The following is a 19,015-nucleotide window of genomic DNA, read 5'->3' as shown; positions in this document are numbered from 1 at the left end:
GTGAAACCCCCGAGAGTCACCCTTTTCCGCGCCGCCGCCGCGCTCGCCACCCTGGCCCTGGGCGCGGCCGCCGTGCCCGCCGTACCGCAGACCGCGCGGGCCGCGACCGGCACCGCCGGGGCGCAGCCCCCCGCCACCGCCGAGGCGCAGTGGATCGACCGGGCCACCGTCGTCTGGCCGGTCGAGCACACCGCCGCGACCACCGAGGAGCTGAGCTACACCGGTGGCGGCACCCTGCGGCTGACCCCGGCCTCCCTGACCGACGCCCAGCGGGCCGCCTACCCGCACCTGACCGGCCGCCCCGCCTACCGGCTCGACCCGCGCGACCGCGACAAGGCCGCCACCGCCCTGCGCGGCCCCCTCGCCGCCGTCCAGCGCGCGGCCGACGACCACGAGCAGGTACTGCACCGCACCGGGGTACAGATCCCCGGCGTCCTGGACGACCTCTACGCGGACCGGGCCGGCCGGGCCGACCTCGGCCCGGTCTTCCACGGCTCCCGCCCCACCCTCTCCGTATGGGCGCCGACCGCCCGGAGCGTCTCGCTCGACCTGGACGGGCGCACCGTCGCCATGCGGCGGGACGCCCGCAGCGGGGTGTGGAGCGTCACCGGCAGCCCCGACTGGCGGGACAAGCCCTACCGCTACCGGGTCCGGGTCTGGGCGCCGAGCGTCGGCAAGACCGTCACCAACGAGGTCACCGACCCCTACTCCACCGCCCTGACCGCCGACTCCACCCACAGCCTGGTCACCGACCTGGCCGACCCCCGGCTCGCCCCGGCCGGCTGGGCGGAGCTGACCAAGCCCCGGGCCGTCCCGCTGCGCGACGCCCGCATCCAGGAGCTCCAGATCCGCGACTTCTCCGTCGCGGACCGCACCAGCGCCCACCCCGGCCAGTACCTCGCCTTCACCGACCGCGACTCGGACGGGATGCGGCACCTGCGGGAGCTGGCCCGGTCCGGCACCTCGTACGTCCATCTGCTGCCCGCCTTCGACTTCGGCACCGTTCCGGAGCGGCGGTCCGACCAGGCCCGGCCCGGCTGCGACCTGGCCGCCCTGCCCGCCGACTCCGACCAGCAGCAGACGTGCGTGGCCCGGACCGCCGGCCGGGACGGCTACAACTGGGGCTACGACCCGCTGCACTACACCGTGCCGGAGGGGAGCTACGCGAGCGACCCGGACGGCCCGGCGCGCACCCGCGAGTTCCGGCAGATGGTGCAGGGCCTGGCACGGGCCGGGCTGCGCACCGTCATGGACGTCGTCTACAACCACACCGTGGCCGCCGGACAGGACGGCAAGTCGGTGCTCGACCGGATCGTGCCCGGCTACTACCAGCGGCTGCTGGACGACGGCAGCGTGGCCACCTCCACCTGCTGCCCCGGCACCGCGCCCGAGCACGCGATGATGGGCAAGCTCGTGGTGGACTCGATCGTCACCTGGGCCAAGGAGTACAAGGTCGACGGTTTCCGCTTCGACCTCATGGGCCACCACCCCAAGGCCAACATCCTGGCCGTACGCAAGGCCCTGGACGCCCTGACCCCCGCCAAGGACGGGGTGGACGGCAAGTCGATCATCCTCTACGGCGAGGGCTGGAACTTCGGCGAGGTGGCCGACGACGCCCGCTTCGTCCAGGCCACCCAGCGCACCATGGCCGGCACCGGCATCGCCACCTTCAGCGACCGGGCCAGGGACGCGGTGCGCGGCGGCGGGCCGTTCGATGAGGACCCCCGCGTCCAGGGCTTCGCCTCCGGACTCTTCACCGATCCGGGCGGCTCACCCGCCAACGGCACACCGGACGAGCAGCGGGCCCGGCTGCTGCACGCCCAGGACCTGATCAAGGTCGGGCTCTCCGGCAACCTCGCCGACTACACCTTCACCGACACCGCCGGACACCGGGTCAAGGGCTCCGAGGTCGACTACAACGGCTCCCCGGCCGGTTACGCCGCCGCCCCCGGCGACGCGCTCGCCTACGCCGACGCCCATGACAACGAGACCCTCTACGACGCGCTCGCCTACAAGCTCCCCGCCACCACCCCGGCCGCCGACCGCGCCCGCGCGCAGGTCCTGGCCCTGGCCACCGCCGCCCTCTCCCAGGGCCCGGCGCTCAGCCAGGCCGGCACCGATCTGCTGCGCTCCAAGTCGCTGGACCGCAACTCCTACGACAGCGGCGACTGGTTCAACGCCATCCATTGGGACTGCGAGGACGGCAACGGATTCGGCCGGGGACTGCCCCCGGCCGCGGACAACCAGGCCAAGTGGCCCTACGCCGCACCCCTGTTGACCAACCCGGCGGCGCGCCCCGGCTGCGCGGAGATCACCGGCGCCTCGGCGGCCTACCGGGACCTGCTGCGGATCCGTACCACCGAGAAGGCGTTCAGCCAGGCCACGGCAAAGGGGGTGCAGGACGCGCTGTCCTTCCCGCTGTCCGGCACCGGGGAGACGCCCGGCGTGATCACCATGCGGCTCGACCGGCTCGTCGTGGTCTTCAACGCCACCCCGTCCCGGCAGGCGCAAACCGTCCCCGCCCTGGCCGGAACCCCGTACGCGCTCCACCCGGTCCAGGCGCACGGCTCCGACGCCACGGTGAAGACGGCCGGCTACGAGCGCGCGACCGGCACCTTCACCGTCCCCGGCCGCACGGTCGCCGTCTTCACGGCCGGAGCCGCCGGGCGCTGAGCGGACGGGCGGAGCACGTCCCGCGGAGCGTCACCGCAGGGGGCCCAGTCGGCCACCGCCCGCCAGCCGGGCCCTCAGGTCCGCTCGGGCACCCGCCTTGGCGGGCAGGGTCAGGGCGCGGCCGTAGGAGTGGCCCCGGACACCGCCGGTGGCGGCGATCGCGGTGACCTGACGGCTTCCGGCGGCCAGCAGGTACCAGTGGCCGGACCGCGCCTTCCACAGCACCCCCGCCAGCACCCGCGGCGCACGCGGGCCGCAGGCGGGGGAGTTGTCGGCGCCGGCGGCGACCGCGCCCGCCGCGCCCCGGCGGGTGTCCCACGGCTGGAACTGGGCCAGCACCTTGGCTCCCGTGCCCCGCCAGGTGTCGGCGCGGGTGCACAGCCAGGCCGCGTGGCCCCCCGCCTCCGGCAGCCGCTGGGCGGCGAACCGCCAGGAGTTGACCGTGCGCACCCCGCGCGCCCGCATCAGCGCCAGCCGGCACCCGGTCCTGGCCCAGCTCAGCCGGGCCGCCCGCCCCGCCACATCGCGCACACCGTGCCCGGGGGTGCCGTAGGTGAGCCGGGCCGGGGCCAGTTCGCCCAGGTCGGCCACGAGCCGCGGGCCGAACTGGAGCGCGGGCCAGCCCCGGCAGGGCCGCAGCGACGGCACGGTGCGCACCGGGTCGGTCACCCCCTCGCCGGTGCGGTGCAGCGGACGCGGCGCCTGGCCGGGGCGCAGCAGATCCCGCACCCAGGCGTGGCGCACCCAAGGGGCGGTCAGATAGCGCACATTGCCGTCCACCCGGCTGAGGACCAGCGCGGTCGAGGTGGCCGCGTCGGCGGCGTCCAGCCGGGCGAAGTCCAGCGCCACCGCACCGCCGTCGCCGTCGCCCGTCTCCGCGTACCGCGCCACCCGCAGCCCGTCGTACAGCAGCACCACCGACGTCCGGTCCACCTCGCCCGCGAACAGCAGCTGCGGCGGCCCCGAGGGCGGCCCGGACTGGGTGCCCATGGTGGCCGACACCCGCACCGAGGGGCCCGGCCGCGCCCAGACGGCCAGCGCGCGGCGCAGCAGACCGGTGTCATGGAGGCGGTCCCCGCGCGCGGGCCAGACGGAGAAGTCGGCACGGGATGCGGTGCGCCAGGCGTCGGGCAGGGCGCGCGTCAACCGCTGCGGATCGAGGGCCCGTTCGGCGGAGGGGTGGCGGGCGTACAAGGGCGCGGCCGCACCGCTCGGCCCCCAGCCCCGCCCCGGCGTCCCCAGCAGCGTGCCGCACACCACCAGCGCCACCACGGCCACCAGCACCGCCCGCAGATGCTGACGGCGGCGCATCAGATCGGTGGGCCGCGCCTGGAGCGAACACGGGTCGAACTCCGCGGACTCCAGCAGCGATCCGTCCCGGCCGCCGGCCGGCTCCGGCACCGACTCCGCCTCCTCCAGCGCGGCCCGCGCGTCGGTGACCCCCGCGGCCCGCAGCAGCGTGCGCGTCTCGTGCTCGCCGAGCCGCTCCAGCTCCCGCAGGACGTACGCGGCGCGGCCGGGCCCGGACAGCTGTGACAGCGCCTTGTCCAGGGCCAGTTCATCGGCGCCGCCGGAGCGCGGGAACAGCCGCAGCCCGAGCACCTGCGGCAGCGCCGGGGGCGGCCGCCACCAGCGGCGCGGCCGGGCGGCGCGCAGCGCCAGGCGCAGCACCCGCAGCCGCACATAGCCGTAGCCCGCGTCGGCCGCCGGGCCCTTCGTCCCGCGCTGCCAGGGCAGTTCGACCTCGGGCTGCCGGTCGGCGCCCGCGCCGTACGCCCGGTTGCGGGGCAGCGCGCGCTGTGCGAGGGCATGCGCCGCGAGCACCCGGCGGGTGCGGGCGAGGCCGGGCGGGAGGATGAGATACGCGAGCCGCACCAGCCGTGGGTAGTGCTCGACGATGGCGGCCTCGGCCTGCTCGACGTCGATCAGGCCGGTGGTCTCGTCGTCGGGGGCGACTGTCGCCTGGTGCTGGTCCACGGTTCGTAGAACGAGTGGCGGGGCGGGTTGGTCACCTGGCCCCGTCCCGCCACCCCGCGAACCCGCTATGCCGTGCTGGTTTTCCAGCCGCTGAACTCGACCGTGCCCCGCGCCCCGCTGCCGCCGTTCGCCGCGCTCATGAAGATCCCGGCGTCCTGCGCGGCTGCCCCGCCCGGTGCCGTCACGGTGGCCACCGTCCGCCAGGTCGCGCCGTCGTCGGTGGACAGCTCGCCGGTGTAGGAGGTGGCGGCGGTGCGGGTCAGCCGCAGCAGCACGGGCGCCTTGACGCCGGTGATCCGCCGGTAGGTGTCCAGCGTGCCGTCGCCGCCCGAGTCGTACGACAGGACGACGCCGTTGGCCGGGGTGACGGAGAGGTTCACGAAACCGGGGGAGCCGGCCGTGGCGAGGTCGTTGCGGACGATGATCCCGGCCCGCGCCCACGGCCCGGTGGCCGCCTGGGAGGTCACCTTCACGGTCATGGCCGTGCCCACGTCAAGGACGCCGTCGCGGTAGACGGAGCCGAATTCGGCGGTGCCCTTCCACAGGTCCTGGCCCGCGCCGTCGATCGCGAACCGGTCGTCCAGCCGGCCGAAGACCGCACCGCTGTTGGTGACCGTCCGCATCCCCTCCGCCAGCGGTCCGGCGATCCACAGCGAACCGGTGCGCACCGCCCGCACCCGGTCCTCGCCCCGGGGCCCGTAGGTGACGCCCAGCTCGTACGGCAGCGGCTCGAGCGGGCGCTCCAGCGGCTCGTCGGGCGCGGTCGCGCGCCAGTGGACCTCGCCGGTGCCGCCCGCGGGGACGCCGGGCAGCCGGGTCGGGCCGTCCGGGGACGGGGCCGGGTCCAGCCCGGTCACGGTGAGGTCGAAGTCGACGCGGCCGGTGGGGCGCAGCCCGTTGACGTTGCGCAGGGCGGCGGTGAGGGACGCGGAGCCGCCGGGCGGCAGGGTGGCGGGCTCGGCGGTGACGGTCAGCGTGCCCTGGTACGGGGCCTTGGCCAGCGCCTCGTACACCCGCTGGGCGGTGCGGTGGGCGTCCGCCGTCGGCCGCACCGGATAGGTCGTGCGCTCCCGCGTCCACGGCTCCTCGACGGCGTACCAGTCGAAGGCGCGCGGTGCGCGGTCCTCCGCCAGCGCGTCCTCCAGCTCGTCCAGATAGGACTGCCACTGGGGGAGGTGGAAGTCGGCGATGAGGCCGCTCCAGTCGCGGTTGGCGTAGTTGGCGAGCTTGCCGCCGTCCGCCGTGGCGCGGTCCGCCCAGGTGGTGACGAGGGTGCGGGCGGCCCGCTCCAGCTGGGCCGACTCCTCCTCGCCGGACGCCATCCGCTTGGCGTCCTCGAGCCAGGGGCCCAGCAGGAACCGCCGGTGGGCGCCGGTCATGTCGTCGCTGAGCCGCATCAGCTTCAGCCACAGCCGGGACAGCGTCCGGAAGGCCGTGCGGTCCTTGCGCTCGTACGCGTCCCTAAGCTGGGGGATCAGCTGCCAGGAGCGGTTGGCGAGCGCCTGCCGCGCGAGGTCGGTGAGGTCGTGGCGGTAGGCGTCGCTGTCGCGCAGCGGCGCGCGGACGCCCAGCAGCGCCGCGAAGGCCACGTCGAAGCCGGCCGGGTCGAAGGCGGGGGTGTGGGTCGCGTAGTTGGTGCCCGAGCGCGCGGTCAGGGAGGGGCGGGCGGCGAAGACCGAGTCGTGCGGCCGGCCGTCCTTGCTGCTGATCTGGTACGCGGTGGTGCGCAGCGCCGCGAACGCCTCCCGGGCCCTGGCGTCCGCTCCGCCGTAGCGCACATCGGCGTACCGGCGGAACCACTCGGCCCGGTCCACCGGCTCGTCCCGCCACGCCAACTCGCTGAACAGTTCGAACGCCGCCGGGTCGCGTTCGGCCGCCTCCGGCATATAGGCCGTGCCGACGAGCTTGCTGTCCGGTTTGTCGCGCCACACGGTGAACCGCTCGGCCCACATATGGGTCTTGGCGCCGATCGTGGTGCGGCCGCCGAAGTTGGGGATGGTGCCGAACGCGTACGGCACCGCACCCCAGTCCCGCTCCCGGTCGGTGACGGTCTCCAGGTCCGACAGCCCGTCCACGACGAGCATCCGGTCGTGGTCGACGGCGTCCAGCAGGTCACGGCGGGGATTCTCCTGCCAGCCGAGGATCACCCAGATGGCACCGGGGTGGGCGGTGCGCAGCGCGGTCTCCACGGCGCGGGCCGCCTCGGGCACCGGGACGTCGCCGGGGTCGCCGCCCTCGTGCAGCAGGTCCATCTTGAACAGCTCGGCCTCGCCGAACAGGTCGCGCTGGTGCCGGTAGAAGGCGGCGGCCACCTGACGGAACGACGCGGTGCGCGGATCGAGCCAGTCGGGCCGCCGCAGCCCGTTCCAGTCGCCCTGCGGCACCGTACGGGCCTCCGGGTTGCGGTCCGCGAACCCGTCCGGGACGGTGCCGAAGTAGCCGGGGAACACCGGCCGCATGCCCAGTTCGCGCAGCCGGTCCGCGATCCGCCGCCCCAGCGCCGTGCGCTTGTCAAGGAGCGCGGTGGACACCGGGCCGCCGTATGCGCTCATGTTCTGCAACAGCCACCACGGCTGGTGGGAGGGGGCGGGCAGCCAGGCGCGCGCCTCGGCCTCCGGATAGCCGAACTCCTGGAGCAGCCGGTGGTAGACGGCCTCCTGACCGGCGGTGACCAGCAGCTCGTTGCAGCCGTGCAGGGCCGCGACGTCGATCAGGTGCTCCCAGCGGTCCCAGTCGGCGAACGGCGCGGTGTAGCCGTCGTGGGTGTCGTTGAACGCGAAGCGGTGCGGCAGCGTGGTCGAGCCCGCCACGCGCCGGGCGGGCGCGGGCAGCCGCTCCGGCAGGTTCAGCTGATCGCCGGACCAGGTGATCTGGGCGTGGCAGGTGTACTTCAGATACCAGTGCACGCCGGTGAGCAGCACCGCCGGGCTGGTCCCCAAGGCCGTCAGCCGCCCCGCGGACCCCTCGACCTCGAACCGCTCCTCATCGCCCCGCCGCTCCAGCGCCACCAGCCGGAACTGATCGGCGTGCGCCGGCAGCAGCCGCCGCAGGGCGGCGCGCGCGGGGGCGGTGTCGAAGGGGGTCACGGCGGTGTCCTGTGCGTCGTCCGGCCCGTCGGCCGCCGCGGGGAACCGGCTCCCCAGCGTGGCCCCGGCCCCGAGTGCTCCGGCTGTTCCGATCAGCGTGCGTCTGCTCAGGTCGCTCATGCGCCCCCCATCGGACAACGGCCAATGCGTCGTGCGGATACGGCACTTAACCAGCGTTGCGGGGCGGGAGCAATGGTGCGCGGGGCGAGGCCGCCGCTCAGTCCCGCTCAGCCCCGATCGAGATAGGCCAGCACCGCCAGCACCCGGCGGTTGTTGTCGTCCGACGGCGGCAGACCGAGCTTCCCGAAGATATTGGAGGTGTGCTTGGCCACCGCCCGCTCCGTGACGCACAGCCGCGAGGCGATCGCCGCGTTCGACCGCCCCTCCGCCATCAGCTCCAGCACCTCCAGCTCCCGCGGCGTCAGCCGCCCCAGCGGCTTGTCCTGCGCCCGCCGGTCCAGCAGCTGCGAGATCACCTGCGGATCCATCGCCGTACCCCCGGCGGCCACCCGCCGCACCGCGTCGATGAACTGATCCGCGTCGAAGACCCGGTCCTTCAGCAGATACCCGATGCCGCCGCTGCCGTCCGCGAGCAACTCCCGCGCGTACAGCTGCTCCACATGCTGCGACAGCACCAGCACCGGCAACCCCGGCCGCTCCCGCCGCGCCGCCAGCGCGCACTGCAACCCCTCGTCGCTGAACGACGGCGGCAGCCGCACATCCACCACCGCGACATCCGGCGCCAGCTCCGCCAACGCCTTGCTCAGCTCGGGCCCGCTCGCCACCGCGGCCACCACCTCGACGTCGTACGCCTCCAGCATCCGCACCAGCCCGTCCCGCAACAGGAACAGATCCTCGGCGACCACAACACGCACGGCGGCTCCCTGACTCCCTCGGGCCCCGGAGCGGGGACACGGCCGAATCGGTCCGAATCTACCGCTCTTTCCGTCCGCAGCCGTGGCACCTGGTGTCAAGCCGGGATCAGGGCCACGGCCCAGAGGAGACCGGCCAGGACCAATACGCCCAGGAACCTCACGGCGGCGGCGCGGTTGTCCGCACCGGTGACAAGCCAGAGAATGCCAGCGAAAACCACGAGCATGCTGGCGCTGGACACGGCGATCAAATGGATCGCGTCGGCAATCTTCAGGCGGGACGCCAAAGACGTGCTGGTGGTGATGAACGCCACGATGGCGGCGAGCAGACCGACGAGGGTGAGGGTCGAATTACGCAGGCCCTCCAACTCCTTGCGGACCATGGCGGTCTGCTCTCTGAGGCTGTGCAATTCGGCCACGGAGGATTCGAAGACGGCCTGAAGGCGCCGCTCCGACTCGATCTCGGCGCGCAGGGCTTGGTAGCGGCCGATACGCACCGGATAGTCCGCGAGGGTCGAGTCCTCCCGGTCGATGGCGGTGGCGATCGCTGCCAGAGCCGCCTCCCAGTCCTGCACCAGGTGGAGCAGTTCGGCCTTGGTGGCGTAAAAGCGTGGGTACCTGCCATCCGATTCGAGGAGCGCGAGGTCCTGTGCCTCGATCGCCTCACGCAGCAAGGTGATGTCCCGGGAAGCGTCGGGGAGCAGTGACTGGGTCGTCGCGACCACGGTCGCCCAGTGGGCCTGGACGCCGAAGTGGTCCGGCAGTTGACTCTTCGCGACATCGGCGAAGCGCTTGGCCGCGACTGCGAACTCATTCGACCGTTCGCCGGCCTGCAGATGGTTGAGGAACCGCTGAGAGCGCAGCAGTGGGGCCATGCGGAACGCGCTGAACAGGTTCGCGTGCCGGTCGTGATAGCGGTCGTACGCGCTGATGTCCAGCGATCGGCGCGCATGGTTGAGGTAGCCGTAGAAGGCCTTGAACCGGGTCGTCAGTGGTCTGGTGTCATCGCAGACGATCGCGTCGAGGGACCGGCGCACTTCCGAGGTGCGGAAGACCAGGTCGTTGAGCGCGGGCGGGAACCACGGATCGTCCGCCCCCGGCAGGGCTTCGAGCTGACTCGCGAGCCTGTCCACGGCCGTTGTCATCGGCGCGTCCTCCCCCGGGAACACGACAGCTGTGATCATGCGACCTTATATGACGGACGCATGCCCCGGTGGCCCATCGACACCTCCGCACACCAGACCCGAAAACCGCACACCCTGTGGATGCGCGGATAGTGTGTGCGTGTGCGAGTTCTCGAAGAACTTACTGTCGCCCGGTCGGAGTCAAGGACGAGCGAAGACGTCCTCGTGAGGACTCCGCACTTCGTCGCGGTCATCGACGGGGCCGGTGACCCGCGGGGCCGCACCTGGCAGGGCCGCTCCCTCGGCCGGGACGCGGCCGAGACGCTGGGCGCCGCCGTGCGGAGGCTCTCCCCGGATGCCACGCCCGCCGAACTCGTCGCCGCACTGACGAAGGCCCTGTCCGAGCGGCGTGACGAAATGGCCCGCGACGGGCTCACACCTCCGTGGCCGGCGGCGAATCTGGTGGTGTACTCGAACGCCATGCGTCAGATCATCCGAGTCGGTGACTGCGCCTTCCGGGTGGACGACCAGGTGTCCAACCCGCCGCCCAAGGCGTTCGAACAAACCTTGATCGACGTACGCCGTCTGATTCTCCACGCGGGGTTGAGCGCCGATCTGGACCAGCACGAACTGGACGGCGATGTGCGGGACATCCTGCAGACGCTGTACCGGTACCAGGAAATGTGTCAGAACACGCCGACACCGCATCCGTACTCCTTCCCGGTCCTGGACGGGAATCCCGTCCCGCTCTCGGGCATCGAAGTCGTCGACGTCCCTCCGGGGCGGCATGAGATCGTGCTGGCCAGCGACGGCTATCCCGAGGTCCGCTCCAGCCTTGCCGAGAGCGAGGACGCCCTCGCCCAGGTGCTGAAGACCGACCCCCTGCTGATCGGCGACCACGCACAGACCAAATCCCTCCGGCCGGACGACCTCTCGTACGACGACCGCACCTATGTGCGTATCGCGGTCGGCGGGGAGGACGAAGATCCCGAAACCGTTTCATGAGAACCGACGCGTAGTCTGTGCGGTATGGCATGGACAAGCGTTCCGCACTGCTTTCTCTGACGCGGTGGTGAGCACAGCGGCGTGACCCCGGGTTCGGTTCCCGGGCGGTTCGTCACGCCGCCGGCTTCGTGTGCCCTCGTCCATCACCGCACGCGGCTCACCGCCGCACCAGGAGCGACCATGCCTTTCACCGGTTCCTGCCCGCACGACGGGCTGCCGGCCCTGCTGACCTGTCCCGTGTGCCGGGCCCGCCTCGTCCCCGCCGGGCGTGCCCTGCGCTGTGCCGAGGGGCGGCACAGCTTCGACGTCGCCCGGCAGGGATACCTCAGCCTGATGACCGGCCGGCGGGCCCGCAGCGCCGATACCCCGGAGATGGTCCGGGCCCGGACCGCGTTTCTCGGGGCCGGGCACTACGCGCCGCTGGCGTCCCGCCTCGCCGGGCTGGCGCTGTCACTGTGCCCGGCCGACGGCACCGTCCTGGATGCCGGGGTCGGCACCGGGTACTACCTCGCGGCGGTGCTGGACGCGCTGCCCGGGGCGCTCGGGCTGGGGCTCGACACCTCCGCGTACGCGCTGCGGGCGGCGGCACGGGCGCATCCGCGTGCGGGGGCGGCCAGTTGGGACGTCTGGCGGCCGCTGCCGGTGCGGACCGGTTCGGTCGATCTCGTGCTCAACGTCTTCGCGCCCCGCAACGGCGGTGAGTTCCACCGTGTTCTCCGCCCGGACGGCGCCCTGCTGGTGCTCACCCCGGCGTCCGGGCATCTGCGAGAGCTGCGGAGCCGGCTCGGCCTGCTGTCGGTCGACCCCGCCAAGGAGCGGCGGCTGCACAGCGCGCTGGGCGACCGCTTCCGGCATGAGCGCACCGAGCCGCTGGAGTACGTCCTGCGCCTCGGCGGGCAGGACCTCGACGCCCTGGTCTCCATGGGGCCGACCGCCCACCACATCGACGCCGATGAGCTGCGCCACCGCATCGCTCGCCTGAGCTGTCCGCAACCCGTGACCGTTTCCGTGCGCGCATCCGTCTACCGGCCCCGGTGAAACCGTGCCGCCGTCGGGGAGCGTCCAGTTGGGCGGTGCGTCGCGCAGGAGGCGCAGGGGGAAAGGACGCTGTCGATGAGTCATCACCAGCCGCCACCGCAGGGGCCGTACGGGCAGTCGGGTGGCCAGCCCGGTGGGCAGCCCGGTGGGTACGGGCAGCCGGGTGGGTACGGGCAGCCCGGTCCGTACGGTCAACCCGGGCCTTACGGGGCGTACGGGCAACCCGGACCCGGACCCTACGGGGCGTACGGACAGCCGCCGCAGGGTGGGGGGAATCCGTATGCCCAGCCGCAGGTCCCGGGCTATCCGCCGCCGCCACCGCCGGGCGGCGGGCGCGGCTCGAAGGGGAAGGCGGTCGGGCTCGCGATCGGGGCCGTGGCGGTGGTCGGGGCGATCGTCGGCGGGGTGGTGCTGTTCGGCGGGGACGACGGCGGCGGGGTCACCGACGACGGCAAGGAGTACAAGCTCACCGCGCCCGAGAGGGTGCTCGGCGACTACGAAAGCGCCTATTCCGACGCCGGGACGGAGAAGAAGCTGACCGATGAGCAGGCGGCCGCCTTCGGCGTCGACAAGGGCGGCAGCGGTCTCAACGCCGTCTGGGAGACCTCGGGCGAGGCCAAGCGGCTCCAGCTCATCGGCGCCTACGGGGAGGTGACGGACCCGGAGAAGTCCGTCGACGCCTACTTCGCCGACCTCGAGCGCCGGAGCAGGACGGCGGGCAGCGGCGACAGCGATGTGGAACTGGTCGGCACCCCGGAGCGGAAGACGCCCGACGGGCTGGACAACGCCATCATGAAGTGCCAGACCATCCGGACCACCGAGGAGACCAACGCCGAGGAGCCGACCTCCATCGCCCTGTGCGTCTGGGGCGACTACGGCACCGTGGGCGCGGTGGTCCCCACGGAGGGCAACAAGGCGCTGACCCTCGACGAGTCCGCCGCGATCGCCACCGATCTGCGCGAGGAGGTCCGGGTGGAGGTGACGTGATGCCGGGCGGCGGGGCCCCGGCCCGGCACCGGTGCGCCGCCGCCCGGTAGGCGCGTCAGCCGGTAGGCGCGTCAGCCGGTGGGCTCCGGGGCCGAGAGGGCGCACGGGATCTCCATCGTCACCATGGTCGGCCCGCCGCCGGGGCTGCTGACCGCGAGGACGCCGTCGAAGGTGCCCAGGCGTCGCTCGACGCCGCTCAGGCCGCCGCCCGGGGTGATCCGCGCGCCGCCCCGGCCGTCGTCGGTCACGGTGATGCGGAGCATGCCGTCCTCGTGGTGCACGTCGAGCCACATGCGTGTGGCCTCCGCGTGCTTCGCCGCGTTGGTCAGCACCTCGCTGACCGCGAAGTACGCGGCCGACTCGACGGGTTCGTCGGCGCGGCCGGGCAGGTCCACGTCCACCTCCACGGGCACCGGCATCCGCAGTGCCAGTGCGCGCACCGCGTCCCCCAGGCCGCGTTCGGCCAGGACCGGCGGATGGATGCCCCGGACCAGGTCGCGCAGCTCGGCCAGGGCCTGGGCGGAGTTCGTACGGGCCGCGGCGAGCAGCTCCTTGGCCTTGGCCGGGTCCTTCTCGATCAGGGCCTCCACGGTGCCCAGGCTCATGCCCATGGCGACGAGGCGGGCCTGGGCGCCGTCGTGCAGATCGCGCTCGATCCGGCGCAGCTCGGCGGCGGAGGTGTCCACGGCGTCGTGCCGGGTCTGGGTGAGCCGCTGCACCCGCTCCTCGAGCGCCATGTGCGGGGTCGGGTCCAGTAAGGCGCGCGAGAGCAGGAAGTGGCCGCGCAGCAGGAGGGGGGAGACGACCAGGCCCAGGCAGAGGAAGCCGACGCCGAGCGGGACGGCCAGGAGGGCGGTGCCCCACGAGCCGATGGGGAGGAACGCGTACCAGTAGGTGCCGCTCGCGTCCACGATCGGCTTCCACACCCCGGCGGCCATGACGAACCCCTCGACCCCGTAGGGCACGAAAACGAAGGCCAGCAGCGCGCTGATACAGCCGGCGACCATGTCGACGAGCAGCCACAGCAGGTCCCGCCAGGTGGCCGGGTCCTTCAGCAGGAAGGCGCACAGCTCCACCTGCCCGGTGACGCCGGAGCGCCGGCCGGCGGGAAGCGGGCGGTACGGGATCTGGATCGGGACGTCGGCCCAGGTGGCGGCCAGCAGCCGGCGCCGATTGGCGTGCGCCCGTACCGCGCGGACCAGGGGCGGGGTGGTGAACACCCCGACGCCCAGCGGGATCAGGCAGATCGACACGACCAGCAGTGTGAAGAGCGTGATCGAACCCGCGAGTGTGAGGGGGACCAGAGCCAGCCCCCGTGCGCAGGCCAGCAGCGCCGTGCGTACCTTCATCCCGCGTCTCCCTCGGCGATCGCGTCCGGCCGACCCCTGATCGTCCGGCACGGTCAGTCAACACCCCCCAGTCTGGCCGCGCCCCCTTCACCGGTCACGGGGGCGCGGCCCCGTTCCGGGGTGTACCTGGCACCACCTCCCCGCCGGGCCCTATGGCTCGGCGAAGGGGTGGCTGACCGGCTGGGGCGCGGTCCCGCGGATTCCTAGCGTCGTGGCATGACCTGTTCAGCCCGTAGCTCAGGGGGAGAGACGCGATGAGTGCGACGAGAAAGGGCCTGGCCGTGCGGCTCGGCGGGTGGAGCACCCGCCACCGCAAGACCGCGATCATCGGATGGCTGCTGTTCGTCGTGGTCGTCGCCGTGGCCGGCGGCGTCTCGGGGTCCCGGCAGATGACCAATTCCGAGAACGGGGCGGGCGATTCCGCGCGCGCCGAGAAGATCCTGGAGGACGCCGGCCTCCAGACCCCGGCCGGAGAGATGGTGATGCTGCGCAGCGACCGCCCGGACGGCTGGCGGGCCGCGGCCCGCGACCTCTCGGCGCGTCTGGAGCGGACGGGTGAGACGGCGCGCGTCCAGCCCCCGGTGCGCTCGGAGAGCGGACGGGAGGCACTGGTCACCTTCGAGTTGAGGGGCGATCCGGACACCGCCGGGGAGCGGGTGGGGCCGGTCGTCGACGCGGTGGAGCGGACCGAGGCGGCCCATCGGGGCATCGAGGTCTACGAGTTCGGCGACGCCACCGCCCAGCACATCCTCGACGGCATGCTGACCGACGACCTGAAGAAGGCCGAGCTGACCGCCGTACCGCTGGCGCTGGGCATTCTGCTGGTGGTCTTCGGGGCGCTGGTCGCCGCGCTGCTGCCGGTGCTGCTCGGGGTGACCGCCTGCGTCGGCACCTTCGGACTGCTCGCCTTCGCCAGCCGTGAGGTGCCCCTGTTCGACTCCACCAATTCGGTGATGTTCCTGGTGGGCCTGGCCGTCGGGGTCGACTACTCTCTGTTCTACCTGCGGCGTGAGCGCGATGAGCGGGCCGCGGGCCGGGACGCCGCGACCGCGCTGCGGATCGCGGCCGCCACCAGTGGCCGGGCGGTGCTGATCTCCGGGGTCACGGTCATCCTGGCCATGGCGGGGATGTTCCTGTCCGGGCTGATGCTGTTCAAGGGCTTCGCGGTGGCCACCATCCTGGTCGTCCTGATGGCGATGCTCGGCTCGGTGACCGTACTGCCCGCGACGCTGTCCTGGCTGGGCGACCGGATCGACGCCGGGCGGGTGCCGCTGCTGAACCGCCGCCGGAAGCAGGGCGCGCGGGCCGCCGGGGGCGTCTCCGGCCGGCTGATGCGGCCCGTTCTGGCCCGGCCGAAGCTGTTCGCCGCCGTGTCGGGCGCGCTGCTGCTGGTGCTGTGCGCACCCGCCCTCGGCATGAAGACCGAACAGCTCGGCCTGGAGAAGCAGTTCGGCTCCGACGCCGCGATCACCGTGGCGTACCAGGAGATCACCGGCGCGTTCCCCGGCGGCCCCGCCCCGGCCGAGGTGGTGCTGCGCTCCGGCGACATCGGCTCTCCCCGCTTCGCGGCGGCCGTGGCGGACCTCAGGAAGGAGCTCGCCGCGTCCGGGGAGTTCGGCAGGACGGTCGAGGTGGAGACGTACCGTACGCGGGGGGTGGTCCGGATCGAGGTGCCGCTGGCCGGGGACGGCGGGAACGCCACCTCCCGGCACGCCCTGGACACCCTCCGCGAGGACCTGGTCCCCAGGATTCTCGGACCGGTCTCCGACCAGGTCCACGTGGGCGGTGACCTCGCCGCGAACCGCGACTTCAACGACCAGCTGAAGACCGATATCGCACCGGTCTTCCTCTTCATCGCCGCCGTGACCTTCGTCCTGATGCTGCTCTGCTTCCGGTCGCTGCCGATCGCGATCGTCTCCATCCTGCTCAACCTGCTGTCGGTGGGCGCCGCGTACGGCACCATGACCGCCGTCTTCCAGCACGGCTGGGGCGCGGAGCTGCTGGGGACGGAGCCGGCCGGGGCGATCGAGTCGTGGATGCCGCTGTTCGTCCTCGTCATCCTCTTCGGACTGTCGATGGACTACCACGTCTTCGTGGTCTCGCGGATCCGGGAGGCCCATGCACGGGGCCTCGCCACCCGGGAGGCGATCCGCGAGGGCATCCGGACCACGGCGGGCCCGGTCACCGGCGCGGCCGCCATCATGGTCGTCGTGTTCGCCGTCTACGCCCTGCTGCGGATGCAGGACATGCAGCAGATGGGCGTCGGGCTCGCGGTGGCGGTGCTGGTGGACGCCACGCTGGTGCGGATGGTGCTGCTGCCCTCGGCGATGGCACTGCTCGGCGAGCGCAACTGGTACCTGCCGCGCGCCCTGCGGCGGCTGCCCAGCGTCAGCCACGGCGAGGAGCCGGTGGAGCGGCCCCGGCCGCCGCTGGTCGGGGCGGACCGGTGAGCGGGGGGCGCTGAGCGCGGGCCGTATGAACGCGTCCCGTACGAGCGCGCCCGCCGTGCCGGACCGGCTCCTGGCCGGCCCGGCACGGCGGGCGTCGTAGCGGACACGGATACGGATATGGGTCAGACAGTGGGCACGTACTTGTACCCCACGCGCCGCACCGTCACGATCGTGCCCCGGTGCTCGGGGCCCATCTTGCGGCGCAGCCGGGCCACATGGACATCGACGGTCCGGCCGTCGCCGACATGGCCGTACCCCCACACCGTGGTCACCAGCTGATCGCGGGTGTGCACCCGGTGCGGATGGGCGACGAGATGGGCCAGCAGCTCGAACTCGAGATAGGTCAGGTCCAGCGGGCGCCCCGCGATCTGGGCGGTCCGCTGCTCGGGGTCTATCCGGATGAGCCCGTCACCCGTGGTCGCCGCTGTCGCCTCCGAGGGCGGCGCCGCCGCCTCGGGCTGCTGCCGGTCGGCCGGGACCAGCACCAGATAGCCGACCATCGGCGGATGGCCGGGGAGCGCGGGCACGGTGTGCGGGGGAGCGGGCAGCCAGGTGGCGCCCGGGTGCAGCAGATCGGCGACCGGCGGCACCTCGTCCGGTGCGACGGCTCGGAGCCGCTGGCGGGCCGCCGGGACGGACGGGGCGACGGGGGCGGACGACAGACTACGGACGTGCGTCATGGAGGTCAGCTCTTTCGCGCGAGAGGGCGTCAGTGGACGTCGTGCGCGCGGGCTGGGCGGCCGGGCGGAGAGATCAGCGGCCGAGCGAGCGGGCCCGCGCATCGGATGCGCGGCAACACTCGCGGTCGAAGTGGTGCGCCTGCCGGGACGGCCAGAACGGCTCGAGGTCGTATCGACCCGTCGCGAGGTGGTGGAGGCTGGCCATGCCCCCTATTGAAGCAGATACCGGGCCCGGGGCGCTCGGCCGCGGAGAACGAAGAAGTGCGACGATGCCCACGTTAAGAGGCCCCACGCGGGAGTGCCCCAGGCCGCCGCGTACCCCTTGAGGAGCGCACGCACATGCCGCATATCGTCGTCGAATACTCCGACACCCTGACCGACGCCTTCGACCGTCCCGGCTTCGGTGCCGCCCTGCACCCGGTGATCGCCAAGACCGTCGACACGGCGGTGGCGGGCTGCAAGACCCGCTTCCGGCGGGTGGAGGACGCCTTTCTGGCGGACGGCGCCCCGGGCCTCGCCATGATCCATGTCGAGGTGTCCATCCTGTCCGGGCGGGACGCCGAGACCAAGCGGGAGCTGTCCGCCGCCGTCCTGGAGGTGGTCCGCGCCCATGTGTCGCCCGTGCCGGGACTGACCGTGCAGACCACCGTCGATGTGCGCGATCTCGACCGTGACTGCTACCAGAAGCACGAGGTGGCGCATCCGGCCTGACGGACGCGTGCGGCCGCCCGCGGGGACGCGTTCCGCGACGTCCCCGCGGGCGGCCGGCCGGTCAGGAGTTGACCTGGGCCGACACCAGTGAGGAGAAGGTGGTCAGCCGGGTGTAGACACCGGGGTAGCCGGCCAGGGCGCAGCCGTTGCCCCAGGACGTGATGCCCGCCAGCTTGCCGTTGATGATCAGCGGGCCGCCGCTGTCGCCCTGACAGGTGTCCACGCCGCCCTCGGGGTACCCGGCGCAGACCATGTCGGAGGCTATGTAGTCGGAGCCGTACGAGCTGCTGCAGCTGGAGTCGGACACGGTCGGGACGGTGGCCGTGCGCAGCTGGTTGGAGGAGGAGCCGCCGGACCTGGTGGTGCCCCAGCCGAGGATGCGGGCGGTGGTGCCCGCGGCGTACACCCCGGTCTCGGAGGACGACACATACGGCAGCGTGGTGTACGGCATGGACGTGGAGAGCGTCAGCACGGCCACGTCGTCGCCGTTGGTGGCGTCGCTGTACGACGGGTTGATCCAGATCTTGCTGACTCTGCTCACCGTGCCGTTGGTGCCGTTGAGATAGGTGCGGCCGCCGACCACCCGGACGCTGCTGGTGGTCTCGCCCACCATGCAGTGGGCCGCGGTCACGACCTTGGTCGGCGAGACCAGCGTGCCGCCGCAGAACTGGTTCTGCGAGGCGTCGGTGATCTGCATGACGTACGGGTACGCGGTGGTCGTGGTCGTCGAACCGCCCACGATGGGCTGCGGAGCGGCCTGCGCGGTGCCGGTCAGCACACCGGCGAGGGAGGCGGCCGTGGCGACGGCGGCGGCGGCGAGCGCGGCGCGGCGGGGGAGCTTGAAGAACATGCTTCTCTCCAGGGCTTCGAGGAGTGGGGGAAACCGGAACCGGAAGCGGAGCACAGCCGGCCGGCGACGTGGCCCGTCGCCGACGGCGGCTACACGCTAAGAGCCGTCCGCCACCCGCCCAATGAGGGTCGGCCCTCGATCGGGGCCATAGGGAAAACCCCCTATGCCCCGTCAATAAACCCGTTTCACACGGCCGTTACCCGTGCGGTCGCG

Annotated in this window: 12 protein-coding genes and 1 pseudogene; 6 read left to right on the top strand and 7 right to left on the bottom strand. The window is 73.0% G+C overall.

Features of this window, described 5'->3' with window-relative positions; translation table 11 throughout:
• Positions 1-135: 135 nt before the first annotated feature.
• Positions 136-2,673, top strand: a pseudogene (gene pulA / locus PS467_RS12785) (pullulanase-type alpha-1,6-glucosidase); the annotation flags it as partial.
• Positions 2,674-2,703: 30 nt separating this feature from the next.
• On the opposite strand, the gene PS467_RS12780 reads toward pulA, so the two are convergent.
• The 4 genes from PS467_RS12780 to PS467_RS12765 all read right to left on the bottom strand — a co-directional run bounded on the left by PS467_RS12780 (position 2,704) and on the right by PS467_RS12765 (position 9,792).
• Entirely contained in the window at positions 2,704-4,650 is a 1,947-nt protein-coding gene (locus tag PS467_RS12780) for an amino acid adenylation domain-containing protein (protein ID WP_311035368.1), read from the bottom strand.
• A 65-nt stretch (positions 4,651-4,715) separates the two neighbouring features.
• Positions 4,716-7,856 carry an alpha-N-acetylglucosaminidase gene (locus PS467_RS12775; RefSeq protein ID WP_311035367.1) on the bottom strand — a complete coding sequence of 1,047 codons (3,141 nt, stop codon included), beginning with the start codon at positions 7,854-7,856 and terminating at the stop codon, positions 4,716-4,718.
• A 107-nt stretch (positions 7,857-7,963) separates the two neighbouring features.
• A complete protein-coding gene (locus PS467_RS12770; RefSeq protein ID WP_311035366.1) occupies positions 7,964-8,611 on the bottom strand; it encodes a response regulator transcription factor in 648 nt (215 codons plus the stop codon).
• 95 nt (positions 8,612-8,706) lie between these two features.
• A complete protein-coding gene (locus PS467_RS12765) occupies positions 8,707-9,792 on the bottom strand; it encodes a hypothetical protein (RefSeq protein WP_311035365.1) in 1,086 nt (361 codons plus the stop codon).
• Between the two features lie 165 nt (positions 9,793-9,957).
• Between PS467_RS12765 and PS467_RS12760 the strand changes: the two genes are divergently transcribed.
• The 3 genes from PS467_RS12760 to PS467_RS12750 all read left to right on the top strand — a co-directional run bounded on the left by PS467_RS12760 (position 9,958) and on the right by PS467_RS12750 (position 12,762).
• Positions 9,958-10,737, top strand: a complete 780-nt coding sequence (locus PS467_RS12760) for a hypothetical protein (protein WP_311035364.1) — start codon at positions 9,958-9,960, stop codon at positions 10,735-10,737.
• A 180-nt stretch (positions 10,738-10,917) separates the two neighbouring features.
• Positions 10,918-11,775 (top strand): putative RNA methyltransferase, encoded by an 858-nt coding sequence (locus PS467_RS12755; RefSeq protein WP_311035363.1) that lies wholly within the window; start codon positions 10,918-10,920, stop codon positions 11,773-11,775.
• Positions 11,776-11,850: 75 nt separating this feature from the next.
• The gene (locus PS467_RS12750) at positions 11,851-12,762 is read left to right on the top strand and encodes a hypothetical protein (RefSeq protein ID WP_311035362.1); all 912 of its coding nucleotides are present in this window, start codon (positions 11,851-11,853) and stop codon (positions 12,760-12,762) included.
• A 71-nt stretch (positions 12,763-12,833) separates the two neighbouring features.
• Here the strand turns inward: PS467_RS12750 and PS467_RS12745 are convergent, their stop codons facing one another.
• Positions 12,834-14,111: a sensor histidine kinase gene (locus PS467_RS12745; protein ID WP_311035361.1), complete on the bottom strand. Its 1,278-nt coding sequence runs from the start codon at positions 14,109-14,111 to the stop codon at positions 12,834-12,836.
• Positions 14,112-14,365: 254 nt separating this feature from the next.
• Between PS467_RS12745 and PS467_RS12740 the strand changes: the two genes are divergently transcribed.
• Positions 14,366-16,561 (top strand): MMPL family transporter, encoded by a 2,196-nt coding sequence (locus PS467_RS12740; protein ID WP_311035360.1) that lies wholly within the window; start codon positions 14,366-14,368, stop codon positions 16,559-16,561.
• Positions 16,562-16,683: 122 nt separating this feature from the next.
• Here the strand turns inward: PS467_RS12740 and PS467_RS12735 are convergent, their stop codons facing one another.
• Positions 16,684-17,241: a winged helix-turn-helix domain-containing protein gene (locus PS467_RS12735; protein ID WP_311035359.1), complete on the bottom strand. Its 558-nt coding sequence runs from the start codon at positions 17,239-17,241 to the stop codon at positions 16,684-16,686.
• Positions 17,242-17,580: 339 nt separating this feature from the next.
• Between PS467_RS12735 and PS467_RS12730 the strand changes: the two genes are divergently transcribed.
• Complete coding sequence (locus PS467_RS12730; RefSeq protein WP_311035358.1) at positions 17,581-17,952, top strand: 5-carboxymethyl-2-hydroxymuconate Delta-isomerase; 372 nt, start codon at positions 17,581-17,583, stop codon at positions 17,950-17,952.
• A 61-nt stretch (positions 17,953-18,013) separates the two neighbouring features.
• On the opposite strand, the gene PS467_RS12725 is transcribed toward PS467_RS12730, so the two are convergent.
• Entirely contained in the window at positions 18,014-18,802 is a 789-nt protein-coding gene (locus tag PS467_RS12725; protein ID WP_311035357.1) for a S1 family peptidase, read from the bottom strand.
• Between the last annotated feature and the right edge of the window lie 213 nt (positions 18,803-19,015).

The sequence above is a fragment of the Streptomyces luomodiensis genome (genome assembly GCF_031679605.1).
GTDB lineage: Bacteria > Actinomycetota > Actinomycetes > Streptomycetales > Streptomycetaceae > Streptomyces > Streptomyces luomodiensis.
The sequence above is the reverse complement of the archived record's forward strand: the minus strand, read 5'-3'. Positions and strand labels throughout refer to the sequence as shown.